The following is a 16,553-nucleotide window of genomic DNA, read 5'->3' as shown; positions in this document are numbered from 1 at the left end:
TCCCGGGCCTCAGCGTGCCGGCGAGCGCCTTCCTGCAGCAGACCTCGCTGCTGATCCGGCGGGTGCTCGGTCTGGCCGTTGCGATCGTGATACCGTTCTTCTGGGCCAAGCGCCGCCCGAAGGAGGCCACGACGCCGGCCTATCAGCCGCCGGTCGATCGTTCGGCGGCCTATCCGCCTGCCGGCGCTACCGAGCGGCCGGTGCCGCAGCCGCCGCTGTACGAAGCTGCGGTCGCTGCTCCGATGCCGATACCGCAGCCTCCGTCGCCACCACCCGCTGCCGCGGAGCCGGTTTCGCCGCCACCAGATACCACGCCGCCCGAAGGTGAGCCGCGCCCGGACAACGTCCGCAACATTTCTGGTGCGCGCTGACCGTCTTTGACGGTTGCAACCGGCATGCACCGCCATTCTTGATCTTGCGTGCGGTGCACAAAATCCTTCAGGATACCGGTGGTGTCCTGGAGTGCTGTCATGTCGTCGCTGAATCTGTCCGCCGGTGCTGAGCCGGTCTCCGAACGTCCTGACGACGCGGCCGCGATCGAGGCCGAGACCCGGCTGCGCAACGACATCCGGCTGCTCGGCCGGATCCTCGGCGACACCGTGCGCGAGCAGGAGGGCCAGAGCGTGTTCGATCTGGTGGAGAACATCCGCCAGACCTCGATCCGCTTCCACCGCGACGACGACAAAACCGCGCGCGCCGAGCTCGCCGCCATCCTCGATGGCATGTCGATCTCCGACACGATGCGGATCGTGCGCGCCTTCAGCTACTTCTCGCACCTCGCCAACATCGCCGAGGACCAGAACAACATCCGCCAGATGCGCGCCGGCTCGACCGCCGGATCGGCGCCGCGCGCCGGCCTGCTCGCCAAGACGCTGGCCCATGCGCGGGCCGAGGGGATCACCGCCGCCGAGCTGCGCAAGTTCTTCGCCAGCGCGCTGGTCAGCCCGGTGCTGACCGCGCATCCGACCGAGGTGCGCCGCAAGAGCACGATGGACCGCGAGATGCAGATCGCGTCGCTGCTCGATCAGCGCGACCGCGTTCAACTCACCGCCGAAGAATGGGCCGACAACGAGGAGCGGCTGCGCCGCGCCGTCGAGACGCTGTGGAAGACCAACCTCTTGCGCCGGACCAAGCTGACGGTGCTGGACGAAGTCACCAACGGCCTGTCGTTCTACGACTACACCTTCCTGCGCGAGGTGCCGCGGCTGCACAGTGCGCTGGAGGACCGGCTCGCCGACGCGGCCAAGGCCGAAGGCGTCAACAGCGAAGGCGAGCTGGCGAGCTTCCTGCGGATGGGAAGCTGGATCGGCGGCGACCGCGACGGCAATCCGTTCGTCACCGCCGAGGTGCTGCACGGCACGTTGAAGCTGCAGAGCAGCCGCGTGCTGCGCTATTATCTCGAAGAGCTGCACGAACTCGGCTCGGAATTGTCGCTGGCCTCGCATCTCGCCGGCATCACCGACACCGTCAAGGCGCTGGCCGAAACCTCGCCCGACACCTCGCCGCATCGCAAATACGAGCCGTATCGCCTCGCGGTGTCCGGCATCTATGCGCGGCTCGCCGCGACGGCGCTCGCGCTCGAGGTGGAGAACCTCCGCGCGCCGGTCGGCGCGGCCGAGCCCTATGCCAGCGCGCAGGACTTCAAGGCTGATCTCGACGCCATTCACCTGTCGCTGACCACGCACAATTCGGGCGTGATCGCACGCGGCCGGCTGCGCCAGCTCCGCCGCGCGATCGACTGCTTCGGCTTCCATCTCGCCTGCCTCGACATGCGGCAGAACTCGGCGGTGCACGAGCGCACTGTCGGCGAACTGATGGACGCGGCGCGGCCCGGCACGTCTTATGCCGTGCTCGACGAGGAGGCGCGGATCGCGCTGCTGATCAGCGAGCTGCGCAGCACGAGGTCGCTGACCTCTATGTTCGTCAAATACAGCGACGAGACCGTCGGCGAGCTCGCGGTGTTCCGCGAAGCCGCCAAGGCGCATGCGACCTACGGCGCGGCGGCGATCCCCCAATGCATCATCTCGATGACCAAGGGCGTCTCCGACCTGTTGGAAGTCGCGGTGCTGCTCAAGGAGGCCGGGCTGATCGATCCGTCCGGGCGCAGCGCCATCAACGTGGTGCCACTGTTCGAGACGATCGAGGACCTGCAGGCCTGCGCCAAGATCATGGACCGGCTGCTGGCGATTCCGGAATATCGTCGGCTGGTCGACAGCCGCGGCTCGGTGCAGGAGGTGATGCTCGGCTATTCCGATAGCAACAAGGACGGCGGCTTCGTCACCTCGGGCTGGGAGCTTTACAAGGCCGAGATCGGCCTGATCGAGATCTTCGAGCACCATGGCGTGCGGTTGCGGCTGTTCCATGGCCGCGGCGGCTCGGTCGGCCGCGGCGGCGGCCCGAGCTACGACGCCATCGTGGCGCAGCCGGGCGGCGCGGTGAACGGCCAGATCCGCATTACCGAGCAGGGCGAGATCATCACCAGCAAATACTCCAACGTCGAAGTCGGCCGCAATAACCTCGAGATCCTCGCCGCCGCGACGTTGGAAGCAAGCCTGCTGCAGCCGAAGCGGGTGGCGCCGCATCGCGACTATCTCGAAGCGATGGAGCAGCTCTCCGCGCTCGCCTTCAAGGCATATCGGGGCCTGGTGTACGAGACCGACGGATTCGTCGACTACTTCTGGGCCTCGACCGTGATCAACGAGATCTCGACGCTGAACATCGGCAGCCGCCCGGCCTCGCGCAAGAAGACGCGCGCGATCGAGGACCTTCGCGCGATCCCCTGGGTGTTCTCATGGGCGCAGTGCCGGTTGATGCTGCCCGGCTGGTACGGCTTCGGCAGCGCGGTGTCGGCTTGGGTCACCGCGCACCCCGACAAGGGCATCGCCTTCCTGCAAAAGATGTATCAGGAGTGGCCGTTCTTTCGCACGCTGCTGTCGAACATGGACATGGTGCTGTCGAAGAGCTCGATCGGTATCGCCTCGCGCTATGCCGAACTTGTGGAGGACGTCGATGTTCGTGAGCGCATCTTCGGCCGCATCCGCGCCGAATGGCATTCCTCGATCGAGTATCTGTTTGCGATCATGCAGCAGGACCGCCTGCTGCAGAGCAACCCGCTGCTCGAACGCTCGATCCGCCACCGCTTCCCGTATCTTGACCCCCTGAACCACGTCCAGGTCCAGCTGCTGCGCGAACACCGCACCCACGATCCGGACGAACAGGTGCTCCGCGGCGTGCAACTGACGATCAATGGGATTTCGGCGGGGCTGCGGAATAGCGGGTGAGGGCGGGCTGCCGCTCGGATTGGTCTGGACTCGTTCAGCCGGTGGAAAGGCGCGCCTGTTAGATTGGCGGCGATGCTGAAGCCGGCCAGCAGCCGCAGACACCGAGGACGTCCACCATGCATTGGCTCTATCTTCTGATCGCGATCGTGGCCGAAGTCGCCGGCACGTCGGCGCTGAAGGCGTCGCAGGGGTTTACGGTGCTGTTGCCGTCGGTGCTGGTCGTCGTCGGTTACGGCGCGGCGTTCTATTTCCTGTCGCTGACGCTGAGCAGCATTTCGGTCGGCGTTGCCTATGCGCTGTGGTCCGGGATCGGGATCGTGCTGATCTCGGCGGTCGGCTGGCTGTGGTTCGGCCAAGCCTTGGACACGCCAGCGTTGATCGGCATCGCCCTCATCATCGCCGGCGTCGGCATCATCAATTTCTTTTCGAACGTGTCGGCGCATTAGCGTCCGGCATCGTCGCGCCGGCCTCTCTCCGCGAGCGCGGATAATTTCGGCAACGCGGTTGAGTTCGGTGGGCTGCCGCGTGCCCGCTCATCTGTTGAAAATTGCATCCGGATACCGCGAGCGCTGTACCCTGCTACTGTCAGGTAGATTAGTAGTTAGGATCGTGCCGCAAATCGCAGCGTGTCTGCTTAGTTAGTAATCACACAGCGCCGCAGGTCAAACTTTCGTCAGGATGGTGGCCGGCGCTCCGATGGCGCTAACTGGCAAGACCCTGCCCGACCATTTGCTGGAGATCGTGGCGGCGGTTCGACCATGCGAACTTGCGCGTTCGCAGCGCCATGTCGGCTCGGCTTCGGTGGCTGAAGGCTCCGGCACGCGGCGCGAGCGCGGCGGAGAAGGGGCGTCCGATGCTGTATCTCGTCACTCATTACTGGATCTGGCTGGCGGCGGCGTTCGTCGTCGGAGCGGTCACGCCGCTGCTGGCGGACAAATTCGGCTGGGCGGCCGACCTCGAGAATTACTGGGTGAGCCGGGTCGGCGTGGTGCTGGCGGTGGCGGTGGTGCTCGTCGCCGCGCAGCTCGCCTCCGGCAAGACCGAGCTGATGCTGGAAGCCGGCGTCGGGCTGGTGATCGCTTACTTCGTCGGCGGCCTGGCCGGCGGCGTCGCGCCGGGCCTGCTGCCGGTGCGGTTCGAAGGCTGGTGGGTCGGCCTGTTCGCGACCGGCCTGATCCTTGCTGTGTTCGGCATCACCACGCTGCCGAAGCTGGAGCCGGATCTGCGCGAGCGCGTCGCCGAGGTGATGAAGGATGCCGGCGCCGATCCGCTGAATTTCGACGTCGTCGGGCGTGACGTGCTGATGCCGGCCGATCTCGGCAGCGACAAGGTGCGGGCCGACCTCGGCGAGCAGATCCTGAAGGTGCCGGGCGTGCGCCGGGTCGCCGCTGTCGACGAGCTGAGCGGCGCGGCGCTCGCCGCCAAGACGGTCGCCAAGCTGCAGGCGGAAGTCGAGGCCAAGGCCAAGGCGGAGGCCGAAGCCGCCGCGCAGGCCGCAGCCGCGAAGGAAGCCGAAGCCAAGGAAGCCGAAGCCAAGGCTATGGCCGCGATGGATGCGGCGCAGAAGCGCGCCGCCAAGGCGAAGGCCGAGGCCGAGGCGAAGGAAGCTGCCGCCAAGGCCGCGGCCGAAGCTGCGGCCAAGGAAGCTGCCGCTAAGGAAGCCGCCGCCAAGCAGGCCGCGGAGCAGGCCGCTGCCGATGAGGCGGCGAAGAAGGCCGCCGATGAGGCTGTGGCCAAGCAGGCGGCGGTGAAACCGGCCGCGCCTGCGGCCGAGATCAAGACCGCGAGCGCCACCGGCGAGCTGCCGGTCGCTTCCACGCAGGATTGCCAGGGGCGGGTGACGGCCGTGGCATCGGCCGAGAAGATCAACTTCGAGCGCCGCAGCGCGGTAATCGACAAGGCGTCCCAGCCGCTGCTGGGCAAGCTCGCCGCCGCGATCAAGCAGTGCCCGGCGGTGACCATCGAGGTCGCCGGCTACACCGACGCCGCCGGCAAGAAGTCCGCCAACGTCGCGCTGTCGAAGCGCCGCGCCGAGGCGGTTGTGGCAAGCCTGACCAAGGCCGGGATCGGCCCGGTCAAGCTGGTGGCGGCGGGCTACGGCTCGGCGAAACCGATCGCCGGCAACGACACCGCCGAAGGCCGGGCGCAGAATCGCCGGATCGAATTCGTGGTGAAGTAACTCCCCCTCCAAGATGCTTCACCCGACGGAAAAGCCCGCCGCGAGGCGGGCTTTTCTGTGTGCGTAGACTGCGGGGCTGTTAGTTCTTCGAGTCATTCCGGGGCGCGCGCAGCGCGAACCCGGAATCCCGAGTTGGTCGCGACGGCCGGGTGCTCCACAGCTCCGGATTCCGGGTTCGCGCCTGGCGGCGCGGCACGGAATGACGTGCTGGTGTTGAACCGACGTTCGTCGTGCTGACCGAACTTACACCGGATCCCAGTTGAAGATGTCGGCGGAGCGGTCGAGTTTGTAGAACGAGCCCTTGAGCGCCGGCATGCCATGCTCGGCGAGGCTTTCGCAGGTCCAGCCGCCGTCGCGGTGCACCGAGCGGATCGGGCGCGACTGGCCCATCAGGAAGATCTCGTTCATGCGGACGGCGAAGATCTGGCCGCTGACGTCCTTGGCGGCGTCGCCGAGCAGATACACCGACAGCGGCGCGATCTTCTCCGGGCCCATCTGCTGCATCCGCGCGACGCGGGCCTTCTCGGCCTCGGTCTCGGTCGGGATGGTGCCGATCAGCCGGCTCCAGGCGAACGGCGACACGCAGTTGGAGCGGACGTTGAAGCGCTGCATGTCGAGCGCGATCGACTTCGACAGGCCGACGATGCCGAGCTTGGCGGCCGCGTAGTTGGCTTGGCCGAAATTGCCGATCAGCCCCGAGGTCGAGGTGAAGTGCACGAACGAGCCGCTCTCCTGCTCGCGGAACAAGCGCGCGGCGGCGTGCGACACGTAGAACGTGCCCATCAGGTGTACCTTGATCACCTGCTCGAAGGCGTCGATGCTCATGCGGTGAAAGATCGCGTCGCGCAGGATGCCGGCGTTGTTCACCACGCCGTCGAGCTTGCCGTAGGTGTCGACCGCCTGCTTGACGATCTTGCTGGCGGGAATCGCCTCGGCGACGGTCTCGAAATTCGCGACCGCGGTGCCGCCTTCCTTCTTGATCTCCTCGACGACCTGCTCGGCCGGGGCGGCGTCGGTGCCCGAGCCGTCGGAGGCGACGCCGGGGTCGTTGACGACCAGCTTGGCGCCTTCGCGCGCCGCGAGCAGCGCGATCTCGCGGCCGATGCCGCGCCCCGCGCCGGTGACGATGATGACTTTGCCGTCCAGTGCCTTGGCCATGTGATGTCCCTTTTTGTTGGTTGTTCGTTGCAATCTGCCGGTCATTCCGGGGCGCGCGCAGCGCGAACCCGGAATCCCGAGGTGTTCTGCGAGAGAGATTCCGGGTTCGCTCACTGCGTGAGCGCCCCGGAATGACTCGTGGCTACTTCTCGTTCGTAAAGATGATCGTGCCGCTTGCGGCGAACATGCCGCCGACGCCGTGGCAGACCGAGATCTTCGCGTTCGGCACCTGCGCGGGCGCGATGCCGCGCATCTGCCGGACGCTCTCCTGCAGCGCGTACATGCCGTACATGCCCGAGTGCATGTAGGACAGGCCGCCGCCATTGGTGTTGAGCGGCAGCTTGCCGCCGGGGCGGGTGTTGCCGTCGGCGATGAATTGGCCGGTTTCCTCATACGGCATGAAGCCGAGATCGCCGAGACCGAACAGCGGCAGATGCGCGAAGGCGTCGTAGATCATCAGATGATCGACGTCCGCGTGGCTGATACCGGCTTCGCGGAACGCGGTCGGGCCCGCCACCTTGAAGGCGCGCGAGGAGTTGAAGGTCTCCATCTGGCTGACCATCGGAGTCTCGACGCTCTCGCCGGTGCCGAGCACATAGACCGGCTTGTGCGGGAAGTCCTTGGCGCGATCGGCCGAGGTCATGATCAGCGCGCCGCCGCCATCGGTGACGAGGCAGCATTGCAGCAGCCGGAATGGATAGGCGATCATCCGCGAGTTCAGTACGTCCTCGACGGTGATCGGGTCCTTCATCAGCGCGCGTGGATTCTTCGCCGCCCATTCGCGCTGCACCACGGCCACCGAGGCGATCTGCTCATGGGTGATGCCGTGGGTCTTCATGAAGCGCAGCACCGGAATAGGGAACTGGCTCGGCGGCCCGTAGATGCCGTAGGGCGCTTCGAACTGGCCCTGCAGGCTGTCGGCGGGGATCGAGCGCGGCAGCTTGCCGATCATCGACTTGCCGCTCTCGGCGTGGGTGATCAGCACGGTCTTGCAGAGGCCGGCCTCGATCGCCGCGGCGGCGTGGCGGACGTGCAGCATGAACGAGCAGCCGCCGACCGAGGTGCCGTCCACCCAGGTCGGGGTGATGCCGAGATAGTGGGCGATCTGCTGCGGCGTCTCCACCGCGGTGGCGATGCCGTCGATGTCCGACAGCTTCAGCCCGGCGTCGGCGATCGCGTTGAGCGCGGCGTCGGCGTGGAGCTGGATCTGCGACATGTCGGGAATGACGCCGAGCTTGGTGGTCTCGGCGGCGCCGACGATAGCAACCTGATTGCGACGCATGGTGCTTACCCCTTCGCCGGACGGAATTGCGGAAGGGTGAGATTGTCGTCGATCTTCTGGAAGGTGACTTCGAGCTTCATGTCGAGCTCGAGCGCTTCCGGAGTCTGCGGACACTCCAGGATGTTGCTCATCATCCGCGGACCCTCTTCGAGCTCGACCACCGCGATCGCGTAGGGTTCGGTGAAGCCGGCCGCCAGCGGACGGTGATTGATCACGTAGGAATACAGGGTGCCGTTGCCGGAGGCCTTGAACACGCTGACCTCGCGCGAGCCGCATTTCGGGCAGAACGGGCGGGGCGGGAAGTACGCGTTGGCGCAGGAATCGCAGCGCTGAAGCCGCAGTTCGCCTTGCTTGGCGCCGTCCCAGTAGTGCTGGGTTTCCGGAGTGATCTTGGGACGTGCGCGTGCGGGTTCAGCCATGTCTTAGTTTTCTCCCTGAGCTGGCTCGTGGGCCCATCGGTTGTGGCGTCTTGATGCGATATCGCCCCGCCAGCGTCAACACGCGCAGGGCGCGGAGCGATGCGCGTGAATTGTATTCCGCAAAGCGGACAATCGTCGCGCCCGAGCGATGCGCCGGGCGCGGGGCCGAAGCCGCGGCGGCGGCGGCGGATGGCAAAGCCTGACTTTCCGCGCTACTGAATAAGCCGACGATCCTCATCTGCGATCGAGGCGTGCCGCGGCGCGCTGCCGATCGGCTCGCAGCGGAATGACCAGCATGACCCGACATCCTACCCTCGCCGCCCTGGCGGCCGATCTCGAAGCCGGCCGCACCACCGCCCGCAAGCTGGTGGAGGACTGTCTGGCGCGGATCGCCGATCCGGCCGGCGAGGGCGCGCGCGCTTTCATTCACGTCGACCGCGACGCGGCGCTGCAGGCGGCGGACGCGATGGACAAGCTGCGCGCCGCCAAGGCGGCGCCGTCGCCGTTCGCCGGCATCCCGATCTCGATCAAGGATCTGTTCGACATCAAGGGCCAGGTGACCCGCGCCGGCTCGCGTGCGCTCGACGACAATCCGCCGGCCGACAGCGACGCGCCCGCGGTGGCGCGGCTGCGGCGTGCCGGCTTCGTGGTGATCGGCCGCAGCAACATGACCGAGTTCGCCTATTCGGGAATCGGCATCAATCCGCATTACGGCACGCCGAAAGCCGCCTATCGCCGCGACGTCGGCTACGTGCCGGGCGGCTCGTCGTCCGGCGCCGCGGTTTCGGTCGCCGACGGCATGGCGCATGCCGGGCTCGGCACCGACACCGGCGGCTCGTGCCGGATCCCCGCGGCGTTCAACGGCATCGTCGGCTACAAGCCGTCGCAATATCGCGTGCCGCGCGACGGTGCGGTGCCGTTGTCGTTCTCGCTCGACAGTATCGGCCCGCTGGCGCGCAGCGTCGCATGCTGCGCCACGCTGGACGCGATCCTGGCCGATCAGCCGGTGGGGCCGCTGATCGCGCGGCCTCCGAAGGGGATGCGGATCGCGGTACCGACCACGGTGGCGCTCGACGGTCTCGACGCCGCCGTTACTGCCGCGTTCGACCGCGCGCTGAAGACGCTGACGAGCCACGGCGCGATCATCGAGAAGATCGAGGTGCCGGAATTCGCCGAGGTCGCCCCGCTCGGCGCCAAGGGCGGCTTTGCCGCGGCCGAGAGCTACGCTTGGCATCGTTTCCTGATCGTGGCGCAGGGCGACGTCTATGATCCGCGGGTGCGCGAGCGCATCCTGCGCGGCGAGACCCAGAGCGCCGCCGACTACGTCGACCTGGTGAATGCACGCAAATCGCTGATCGCGCGCGCCTCGGCGCGGCTGGCGCCGTATGACGCAGTAGCGATGCCGACCACTGCGATCGCGGCGCCGACCATTGCCGAGCTGGCCGACGACAAGGCGTTCACCAAGGCCAATCTGCTGACGCTGCGGAATTGCACGCTGATCAACATGATCGACGGCTGCGCGATCTCGCTGCCGTGCCACCAGGACGGCGTGCCACCGATCGGGCTGATGCTGGCGGGCGTGAACGGTGCCGACCGCGAGATCTTCGAGGTCGCGGCCGGCCTGGAGGCGGTGATCCGTGGTTGATCTCACCTTCACACTCGACGCTGCCGGCAGCCGTGCCGAACTGACGCTGCCGATCACGACTGCGGTGATCGCCGGCTGGACCGGGCGCGATCCGGTGGCGCGCGATCACCACATCGCTGAACTGGAAGCGCTCGGCATCGCGCGGCCGGCGTCGACGCCGATCTACTACCGCGTCGCCGCGGCGCGGCTCACGACCGCGCGTGCGATCGAAGTGTCGGGCTGCGACTCGTCCGGCGAGGTCGAGTTCGTGCTGATCGGCCATCAGGGCCGCATCCTGGTCGGCGTCGGCTCCGATCACACCGACCGCAAGGTCGAGGCCTATGGCGTCACCGTGTCGAAGCAGATGTGCGACAAGCCGGTGGCGCCCGCGCTGTGGGAGTTCGGCGACCTCGAGGCGCATTGGGATCGCATCGTGCTGCGTTCCTACGCCACGATCGGCGGGACGCGCGTGCTGTACCAGGAGGGCACGCTCGATGCGATGCTGCCGGCGCGCGAGCTGATCGCCCGTGGCTTTGATGGCGAGAGCCTGCCCGATGGCTGCGCGCTGTTCGGCGGCACCTTTGCTGCCAAGGGCGGCATCCGCACCGCATCGCGGTTCGAGTTCGAGATCGACGATCCCGTGCGTGGCCGCGTCATCCGCCATGGCTACGACGTGGTGGAGCTACCGATACTGGGGTGAGCGAGCCGAGGTAAGCGCCGTCACCCGCAGTCATTCCGGGGCACGCGCGACAGCGCGTGAACCCGGAATCTCGAGGTTATGACAAGGGCCGACGGCGCAGAACAGCTCGGGGTTCCGGGTTCGCGCTCCGCGCGCCCCGGAACGACGGTGCTAGACGGCCAGGAGTGCGGCCTTTCACCCCTTCGCCTTCACCACGCTGAACGTGCCGTTGGCGCGGGCGCAGCGGGTGCCGTCCGCGGTTACGAAGCACTGCGCGACGCACAGCTTGGCGCCGACCTTGATCACTTCCGGTTCGATCTGCAGCCATTGGCCGATCTTGGCGGGACCGATGAAGTCGATCGCCAGCGACGCCGTCAGCAGCCGCGCGCCGCCGCCGAGTTTGAGGCCGCAGCTATAGCCCATCGCGTTGTCGGCCAGCGCCGTGATCAGCCCGCCATGGGCGAGGCCGCGCGAGTTGGTGTGCGCCTCACGAATCCGCAAGCCGAGCATCACCGCGTCCGTCGTAGTCCTGGCGTAGAGTGGTTCCCAGGGCGCGGTGAGGGGGCTCGACCGGGTGTGGCGCACGAAGCCGTCGGGAACGCCGTCTGGCTCGGGGGTGTCTTTCGAATCGCTGTCGGTGGTCATGCGCCTCGTCGCTCGCCTTGCTGCATCGACCGCCTTTAGACCGCACCGCAGCACTGCCTGCAACGCCGACATAGTTTGAAGCGCGGTTTGAGAGGGCGTTTGAAACGGGGCGACGTTATTCCATGCGCAGTCATTCCGGGGCGCGAGCGTAAGCTCGCGAACCCGGAATCTCGACGTTGTTAGCAAGCTGCGCGCCAAAGCTCCGGATTCTGGTTTCGCGCCTGACGGGCGCCCCGGAATGACGCCTTCCGGCAGGCGCCTCAGTACGGCAGTCCGACGTAGTTTTCCGCCAGCGAGGTCAGGGCCGCTTGCGAGCTGATCAGATAGTCGAGCTCGGCGGTCTGGATGCGCTGCGAGAAGGCGTCATGATCGGGGAAGCGGTGGAGCTGCGAGGTCATCCACCACGAGAACCGTTCGGCCTTCCACACCCGGCGCAGCGCATTGGCCGAATAGGCGTCGATGCCGGCCTCCGACTTCTCGGCGTAGTATTCGCGCATGGCGCGCGACAGGTAGTACACGTCGCTGGCGGCGAGGTTGAGGCCCTTGGCGCCGGTCGGCGGCACGATGTGGGCGGCGTCGCCGGCGAGGAACAGGCGGCCGAAGCGCATCGGCTCGGCCACGAACGAGCGCAGCGGCGCGATGCTCTTCTCGATCGACGGGCCGGTGACCAGCTTGCCGGCGGTCGCCGGATCGAGCCGGCTCCTCAGTTCGTCCCAGAACCGGTCGTCGCTCCAGTCGGCGATGTCGTCGGTGAGCGGGCACTGCACGTAATAGCGGCTGCGGTGCGCCGAGCGCATCGAGCACAGCGCGAAGCCGCGGTCGTGGTTGACGTAGATCAGCTCCGGCGACACCGGCGGGGTGTCGGACAGCAATCCGAGCCAGCCGAACGGATACACCCGCTCGAACGACTGCACCGCGCTGGCCGGCACGCTCTGCCGGCTGATCCCGTGAAAGCCGTCGCAGCCGGCGATGAAATCGCAGGAGATTTCGCGGGTGGTGCCGTCCTTGACGAACCGCACCTTGGGGTGGGCGCCCTCGAAATCGTGCAGGCTGACGTCGGCGGCATCGTAGATCGTGGTCAGGCCGGCGGCATTGCGCGCTTCCATCAGGTCGCGGGTGACTTCGGTCTGGCCGTACACCGTGACGTTCTTGCCGCCGGTCGCGCCCTTCAGATCGATGTGGTGGCGCTTGCCGGCGAATGCGATCTCGAAGCCGTCGTGCACCAGCGCTTCCCGATGCAGCCGGGCGGAGACGCCGGCTTCGTCGAGCAGGTCGACCATGCCCTGTTCGAGCACGCCGGCGCGAATCCGCGACAGCACGTAGTCCGGATCCTTGCGTTCCAGAATGACGGCGTCGATACCGTATTTGTGCAGCAACTGGCCGAGCAGCAGTCCGGACGGACCCGCGCCGATGATGGCCACTTGTGTCCGCATGGTCGTTCCCCCCGATGATGTCGTCGCCTCGTTACGGGACCGTCACGGAGCCGTCTAGCCGCCCTCCGGTGTCTAGCAGCTATTACGCGGCGGTCACTTGCAATGATGGTTATAACCTATAACAATGCGGCCCAAAGGCCGTTTGAAGCCGACCACAGGGAGTGAAGCTCGATGATGAGGAAGACTCTGCTCGCGCTGCTGCTTGCCGCCAGCGTGACGCCCGCGCTTGCGCAGGACAAGACGGTCAATTGGAAAGTCTCGCTGTGGGTACCGCCGGCGCATCCGCTGGTGCCGGCGACCAAGGCGTGGGCCGAGGACATCCAGAAGGCGTCCGGCGGCAGCATCCGGATGACGGTGTTCCCCTCCGAGCAGCTCGGCAAGGCGTTTGACCATTACGACATGGCGCGCGACGGCATCGCCGACGTCACCTACGTCAATCCCGGCTATCAACCCGGCCGCTTCCCGATCGTCTCCGCCGGCCAGCTTCCGTTCGTGTTCAAGGACGGCAAGAAAGGCACGCTGGCGCTGAACGAGTGGTACCACAAGTACGCTCCGACCGAGATGAAGGACACCAAGCTGTGCTTCGCCTTCATCCATGATCCGGGCGCGCTGCACGGCAAGAAGAAGGTGCTGCTGCCGTCCGACATGAGCGGCCTGAAGGTGCGGCCGGCGCAATCGACCATCGGCGAAATGGTGAAGTTGTTCGGCGGCACCAACGTGCAGGCATCGGCGCCGGAATCGCGCGACGCGCTGGAGCGCGGCGTCGCCGACGAGATCACCTTCCCGTGGGGGTCGGTGTTCCTGTTCGGCATCGACAAGGTGGTCAAGTATCACATGGACGTGCCGCTCTACACCACGGTGTTCACCTACAACATCGGGCTCAAGGCCTATAACGCGCTGTCGGACGCGCAGAAGAAGATCATCGACGATCACTGCACGCCGGAATGGGCCTCCAAGGTCACCGATCCGTGGACCGATTTCGAGGCCAACGGCCGCGTCAAGATGAAGGCGCTGCAGGACCACGAGGTCTATCCTTTGACCGACGCCCAGCTCGCCGAATGGAAGAAGGCCACCAAGCCGCTGCGCGACAGTTGGGCCGAGCAGGTCAAGAAGGCCGGCGGCGATCCGGCCGCGATCGAGGCCGAGCTGCAGAACGCTCTGAAGAAGTACGACGCTGGGTTGTGAGCTTTTCCGCGGTCATTCCGGGATGCGCGCATCGCGCGCAGGCCCGGAATCTCTGACCCACGATCGAGATTCCGGGTTCGCTCGCTGCGCGAGCGCCCCGGAATGACGTTCATCGTGACTGACGCAGTCGCAACGATCGAGCCCCGATGATTTCCCCTCCCGACGACAAGCTCCGTGATCGGCTGCCCGGCGCGCTGACGACGCGGCGGTTCGCCAAAGACGGCATGGACCGCTTCATCGACACGATCGAATGGATCGCGGCGTTCTTCGTCGGCATCGTCGCGCTCAACACCTTCCTCGCTGTGGTCATGCGCAAATTCTTCGCGGTGACGATCCCGGACTATTACAATTTCGGTCAGTTCATGCTCGGCGTGCTGATCTTTTGGGGCATCGCCGCAACCAGCTATCGCGGCAGCCACATCACCGTCGATCTGCTGTGGGCGGCGGCGTCGCCGCGCTGGCAGCGGATGATCGACATTTTCGCCACGCTGGTGCTGCTGTTCGTCGTCAGCGTGCAAACCTATACGCTGTTCGACAAGGTGGTCACCACCAGGGCCGACCACATCGTCACCATGGACCTGCAGATCCCGATCTGGCCGTTCTATCTGTTGGCATGGCTCGGCGATGTCTCCGCGGTGCTGCTGATCGCGATCCGAACCTTCCGGCTGATCTTCCATCCGGAGCAGATGCGTGACGTGCGTATGAAGCCGGTGGAGTAGGGCCGCGATGCTGAGCAACGAAACGGTCGCCGTCATCGGCTTCGTCATCCTGTTCGTGCTGATGCTGCTGCGCGTGCCGGTCGGCATGGCGATGGGCCTCGTCGGCGTCACCGGGTTCGGCTATCTCACCGGCCTCGAGCCGGCGCTGAAGCTGGTCGGCCAGACCACGATGCGCACCGTCACCGACTATTCGTTCGGGGTGATTCCGATGTTCCTGCTGATGGGCGCGTTCGTGTCGGCGTCGGGGATCAGCCGTGAACTGTTCCGCGCCGGCAACACGTTCGTCGGACACTGGAAGGGCGGCCTCGGCATCGCCACCATCGGCGCCTGCGGCGGCTTTGCTGCGATCTCCGGCTCCTCGGTCGCGACCGCGGCGACGTTTTCGGCGGTCGCCTATCCGGAGATGCGCCGCTACGGCTATCCGCAGTCGTTCTCCACCGGGGTGATCGCGGTCGGCGGCACGCTCGGGGCGATGCTGCCGCCGTCGACCGTGCTGGCGGTGTACGGCATCATCACCCAGCAGGACATCGGCAAGCTGTTCATCGCCGGCATCCTGCCGGGTCTGCTCGCGATCGTGATGCACATAGTCACGATCTGGATCATCGGCGTGGTGCGGCCGGGCTTCCTGCCGGCCAGGCCGAAGAGTTCGTGGAGCGACCGCCTCGCCGCATTCCGCGACGTGTGGTCGCCGCTGCTATTGTTCGTGTTCGTGATCGGCGGGCTGTATGGCGGGTTCTTCATTCCGACCGAGGCCGGCGCGGTCGGTGCGGTCGGCGCCTTCCTGATCGGGGTGGCGCGCGGCAAGCTGAGCCGAGACGGCATCCTGCAGTCGCTGCTGCAGGCGACGCGGACCGCGGCCGCGGTGTTCACTATCCTGATCGGCGCGATCTGCTTCGGCTATTTCCTCACCATCACCCAGACCCCGCAGCACATCACCGAATTCCTGACCGGTCTGGGGATCGGACCGTACGGCGTGCTGGCGCTGATCCTGGTGATGTACCTCGTGCTCGGCTGCGTGATGGACGCGATGGCGATGGTGATCCTCACGGTGCCGATCGTGTTTCCGCTGATCACTGCGCTCGGGTTCGATCCGATCTGGTTCGGCATCGTGATCGTGATGACGGTCGAACTCGGCCTGATCTCCCCGCCGGTCGGCATGAACGTGTTCGTCATCAAAAGCGTGATCAAGGACGTCAGCATGTCGACGGTGTTCAAGGGCGTGGCGCCGTTCGTGATAACCGACCTGATCCGGCTGATGATCCTGATCGCATTCCCGATCATCGCGGTCTGGCTGCCGATGCGGATGATCGGGTAGTTCGAAGACGCCGTCGTGGCCGGGCTCGTCCCGGCCATCCACGTCTTTGCTGATCATCGACGCCGCAAGACGTGGATGCCCGGCACAAGGCCGGGCATGACGACCAAAATGGATGGATGCGATGACCCCGACCCTCGAAACCAAATACGTCTTCACCATCACCGCGCGGATCGGCGAGGTGACGTCGGCCGGCGAGATCGGCACCGGCGTGCGGCGGATCATTCCGATCCTTGGCGGCGAGGTGAAAGGCGAGGGGATCAACGGCCGAGTGCTGCCGTTCGGCGCCGATTTCCAGATCATCCGCCCGAACGAGTTGATCGAGCTGGAGGCCAGATATGCGTTCGAGACCGACGACGGCGCGGTGGTCTATGTCGAGAACGTCGGCATCCGGTTCGGGCCGGTCGAGCTGTTGCAGAAGCTGAAGCGCGGCGAGCCGGTCGATCCCAAGCAGATCTATTTCCGCACCCGGCCGCGATTCGAGACCGGTCACCCGAACTATCAGTGGCTGATGCAGCATTTGTTCGTCGGCTCCGCCGCCCGCCACGCCGACCGCGTCGTGATCGACGTGCATCAGGTGCTGTGAGGCCATCGCCCAGGATTGCGGCCTGAACCTCTCCCCGCGTGCGGGGAGAGG

14 protein-coding genes and 1 pseudogene are annotated in these 16,553 nt (G+C 66.4%); 10 read left to right on the top strand and 5 right to left on the bottom strand.

The features are described from left to right. The 4 genes and pseudogenes from DU475_RS18465 to DU475_RS18450 all read left to right on the top strand — a co-directional run. Nucleotides 1-371: pseudogene (locus tag DU475_RS18465) on the top strand (hypothetical protein); the annotation flags it as partial. A 99-nt stretch (nucleotides 372-470) separates the two neighbouring features. Next, nucleotides 471-3,281, top strand: a complete 2,811-nt coding sequence (gene ppc / locus DU475_RS18460) for a phosphoenolpyruvate carboxylase (RefSeq protein WP_164632951.1) — start codon at nucleotides 471-473, stop codon at nucleotides 3,279-3,281. 116 nt (nucleotides 3,282-3,397) lie between these two features. Continuing rightward, the gene (locus tag DU475_RS18455; protein ID WP_013503436.1) at nucleotides 3,398-3,727 is read left to right on the top strand and encodes a DMT family transporter; all 330 of its coding nucleotides are present in this window, start codon (nucleotides 3,398-3,400) and stop codon (nucleotides 3,725-3,727) included. Nucleotides 3,728-4,134: 407 nt separating this feature from the next. Continuing rightward, entirely contained in the window at nucleotides 4,135-5,460 is a 1,326-nt protein-coding gene (locus tag DU475_RS18450; protein WP_047307343.1) for an OmpA family protein, read from the top strand. Between the two features lie 243 nt (nucleotides 5,461-5,703). On the opposite strand, the gene DU475_RS18445 is transcribed toward DU475_RS18450, so the two are convergent. The 3 genes from DU475_RS18445 to DU475_RS18435 all read right to left on the bottom strand — a co-directional run bounded on the left by DU475_RS18445 (nucleotide 5,704) and on the right by DU475_RS18435 (nucleotide 8,319). Beyond that, entirely contained in the window at nucleotides 5,704-6,618 is a 915-nt protein-coding gene (locus DU475_RS18445; RefSeq protein ID WP_164632950.1) for an SDR family NAD(P)-dependent oxidoreductase, read from the bottom strand. A 142-nt stretch (nucleotides 6,619-6,760) separates the two neighbouring features. Next, the gene (locus DU475_RS18440; protein WP_164632949.1) at nucleotides 6,761-7,900 is read right to left on the bottom strand and encodes a thiolase C-terminal domain-containing protein; all 1,140 of its coding nucleotides are present in this window, start codon (nucleotides 7,898-7,900) and stop codon (nucleotides 6,761-6,763) included. Nucleotides 7,901-7,905: 5 nt separating this feature from the next. Next, nucleotides 7,906-8,319, bottom strand: a complete 414-nt coding sequence (locus tag DU475_RS18435) for a Zn-ribbon domain-containing OB-fold protein (protein WP_047306992.1) — start codon at nucleotides 8,317-8,319, stop codon at nucleotides 7,906-7,908. Nucleotides 8,320-8,614: 295 nt separating this feature from the next. On the opposite strand from DU475_RS18435, the gene DU475_RS18430 reads away from it, so the two are divergent. Next, nucleotides 8,615-9,964 (top strand): amidase, encoded by a 1,350-nt coding sequence (locus tag DU475_RS18430; RefSeq protein ID WP_013503431.1) that lies wholly within the window; start codon nucleotides 8,615-8,617, stop codon nucleotides 9,962-9,964. Further along, nucleotides 9,957-10,643 (top strand): DUF2848 domain-containing protein, encoded by a 687-nt coding sequence (locus DU475_RS18425; protein WP_013503430.1) that lies wholly within the window; start codon nucleotides 9,957-9,959, stop codon nucleotides 10,641-10,643. The genes DU475_RS18430 and DU475_RS18425 overlap by 8 nt, the downstream gene beginning before the upstream one ends. Before the next feature lie 174 nt (nucleotides 10,644-10,817). Here DU475_RS18425 and DU475_RS18420 read toward each other — a convergent pair whose 3' ends face one another. Beyond that, on the bottom strand, nucleotides 10,818-11,267 hold the full coding sequence (locus DU475_RS18420; protein ID WP_164632948.1) for a PaaI family thioesterase: 450 nt from the start codon (nucleotides 11,265-11,267) through the stop codon (nucleotides 10,818-10,820). Nucleotides 11,268-11,527: 260 nt separating this feature from the next. Continuing rightward, nucleotides 11,528-12,700 (bottom strand): 4-hydroxybenzoate 3-monooxygenase, encoded by a 1,173-nt coding sequence (gene pobA, locus DU475_RS18415; protein ID WP_142882269.1) that lies wholly within the window; start codon nucleotides 12,698-12,700, stop codon nucleotides 11,528-11,530. Nucleotides 12,701-12,874: 174 nt separating this feature from the next. Between pobA and DU475_RS18410 the strand changes: the two genes are divergently transcribed. From DU475_RS18410 to DU475_RS18395, 4 genes are all read left to right on the top strand, one after another. Continuing rightward, complete coding sequence (locus DU475_RS18410; protein ID WP_164632954.1) at nucleotides 12,875-13,885, top strand: TRAP transporter substrate-binding protein; 1,011 nt, start codon at nucleotides 12,875-12,877, stop codon at nucleotides 13,883-13,885. Between the two features lie 224 nt (nucleotides 13,886-14,109). Further along, nucleotides 14,110-14,604 carry a TRAP transporter small permease gene (locus DU475_RS18405; RefSeq protein ID WP_164632953.1) on the top strand — a complete coding sequence of 165 codons (495 nt, stop codon included), beginning with the start codon at nucleotides 14,110-14,112 and terminating at the stop codon, nucleotides 14,602-14,604. A 10-nt stretch (nucleotides 14,605-14,614) separates the two neighbouring features. Then, the gene (locus tag DU475_RS18400; RefSeq protein ID WP_164632952.1) at nucleotides 14,615-15,919 is read left to right on the top strand and encodes a TRAP transporter large permease; all 1,305 of its coding nucleotides are present in this window, start codon (nucleotides 14,615-14,617) and stop codon (nucleotides 15,917-15,919) included. Nucleotides 15,920-16,040: 121 nt separating this feature from the next. Then, the gene (locus DU475_RS18395; protein WP_164632947.1) at nucleotides 16,041-16,502 is read left to right on the top strand and encodes a DUF3237 domain-containing protein; all 462 of its coding nucleotides are present in this window, start codon (nucleotides 16,041-16,043) and stop codon (nucleotides 16,500-16,502) included. The last annotated feature ends 51 nt before the right edge of the window (nucleotides 16,503-16,553 follow it).

This window comes from Rhodopseudomonas sp. WA056 (assembly GCF_010906995.1).
GTDB classification, from domain to species: domain Bacteria; phylum Pseudomonadota; class Alphaproteobacteria; order Rhizobiales; family Xanthobacteraceae; genus Rhodopseudomonas; species Rhodopseudomonas palustris_G.
Note: the sequence above shows the minus strand (reverse complement) of the source record. Positions and strands in the feature narration are given on the sequence as shown.

What these genes read in the sequence shown, in the direction of transcription:
- DU475_RS18450 (WP_047307343.1), top strand. Translation starts at nt 4,135, where the DNA reads ATGCTGTATCTCGTCACTCATTACTGGATCTGGCTGGCGGCGGCGTTC.
- DU475_RS18435 (WP_047306992.1), bottom strand. Translation starts at nt 8,319, where the DNA reads ATGGCTGAACCCGCACGCGCACGTCCCAAGATCACTCCGGAAACCCAG.
- ppc (WP_164632951.1), top strand. Translation starts at nt 471, where the DNA reads ATGTCGTCGCTGAATCTGTCCGCCGGTGCTGAGCCGGTCTCCGAACGT.
- DU475_RS18410 (WP_164632954.1), top strand. Translation starts at nt 12,875, where the DNA reads ATGAGGAAGACTCTGCTCGCGCTGCTGCTTGCCGCCAGCGTGACGCCC.
- DU475_RS18430 (WP_013503431.1), top strand. Translation starts at nt 8,615, where the DNA reads ATGACCCGACATCCTACCCTCGCCGCCCTGGCGGCCGATCTCGAAGCC.
- DU475_RS18420 (WP_164632948.1), bottom strand. Translation starts at nt 11,267, where the DNA reads ATGACCACCGACAGCGATTCGAAAGACACCCCCGAGCCAGACGGCGTT.
- DU475_RS18445 (WP_164632950.1), bottom strand. Translation starts at nt 6,618, where the DNA reads ATGGCCAAGGCACTGGACGGCAAAGTCATCATCGTCACCGGCGCGGGG.
- DU475_RS18395 (WP_164632947.1), top strand. Translation starts at nt 16,041, where the DNA reads ATGACCCCGACCCTCGAAACCAAATACGTCTTCACCATCACCGCGCGG.
- DU475_RS18455 (WP_013503436.1), top strand. Translation starts at nt 3,398, where the DNA reads ATGCATTGGCTCTATCTTCTGATCGCGATCGTGGCCGAAGTCGCCGGC.
- DU475_RS18440 (WP_164632949.1), bottom strand. Translation starts at nt 7,900, where the DNA reads ATGCGTCGCAATCAGGTTGCTATCGTCGGCGCCGCCGAGACCACCAAG.
- DU475_RS18405 (WP_164632953.1), top strand. Translation starts at nt 14,110, where the DNA reads ATGGACCGCTTCATCGACACGATCGAATGGATCGCGGCGTTCTTCGTC.
- pobA (WP_142882269.1), bottom strand. Translation starts at nt 12,700, where the DNA reads ATGCGGACACAAGTGGCCATCATCGGCGCGGGTCCGTCCGGACTGCTG.